This is a genomic window from Lactobacillus rodentium, assembly GCF_003423665.1.
GTDB classification, from domain to species: domain Bacteria; phylum Bacillota; class Bacilli; order Lactobacillales; family Lactobacillaceae; genus Lactobacillus; species Lactobacillus rodentium.
Genome location: NZ_BFBY01000025.1, coordinates 1 through 873 on the forward strand (window position 1 = coordinate 1; position 873 = coordinate 873).

Consider the following 873-nt stretch of genomic DNA (forward strand, 5'->3'; position numbering starts at 1 on the left):
TTCTTATGGGAAATGAGAGTTTGATCCTGGCTCAGGACGAACGCTGGCGGCGTGCCTAATACATGCAAGTCGAGCGAGCGTGCCTGGATGATTTTGGTGCTTGCACCAAATGAAACCAGATACAAGCGAGCGGCGGACGGGTGAGTAACACGTGGGTAACCTGCCCAAGAGACTGGGATAACACCTGGAAACAGATGCTAATACCGGATAACAACTTTAGACGCATGTCTAGAGTTTGAAAGATGGGTTTTCTATCACTCTTGGATGGACCTGCGGTGCATTAGCTAGTTGGTAAGGTAACGGCTTACCAAGGCAATGATGCATAGCCGAGTTGAGAGACTGATCGGCCACATTGGGACTGAGACACGGCCCAAACTCCTACGGGAGGCAGCAGTAGGGAATCTTCCACAATGGACGCAAGTCTGATGGAGCAACGCCGCGTGAGTGAAGAAGGGTTTCGGCTCGTAAAGCTCTGTTGTTGGTGAAGAATGATAGAGGTAGTAACTGGCCTTTATTTGACGGTAATCAACCAGAAAGTCACGGCTAACTACGTGCCAGCAGCCGCGGTAATACGTAGGTGGCAAGCGTTGTCCGGATTTATTGGGCGTAAAGCGAGCGCAGGCGGTTTAATAAGTCTGATGTGAAAGCCTTCGGCTCAACCGAAGAATTGCATCAGAAACTGTTAAACTTGAGTGCAGAAGAGGAGAGTGGAACTCCATGTGTAGCGGTGGAATGCGTAGATATATGGAAGAACACCAGTGGCGAAGGCGGCTCTCTGGTCTGCAACTGACGCTGAGGCTCGAAAGCATGGGTAGCGAACAGGATTAGATACCCTGGTAGTCCATGCCGTAAACGATGAGTGCTAAGTGTTGG

1 rRNA gene is annotated in these 873 nt (G+C 50.4%); it reads left to right on the forward strand.

Annotated features, from left to right (window positions below):
* Positions 1 to 8 precede the first annotated feature (8 nt).
* Positions 9 to 873, forward strand: a 16S ribosomal RNA gene (locus tag LrDSM24759_RS07580); the annotation flags it as partial.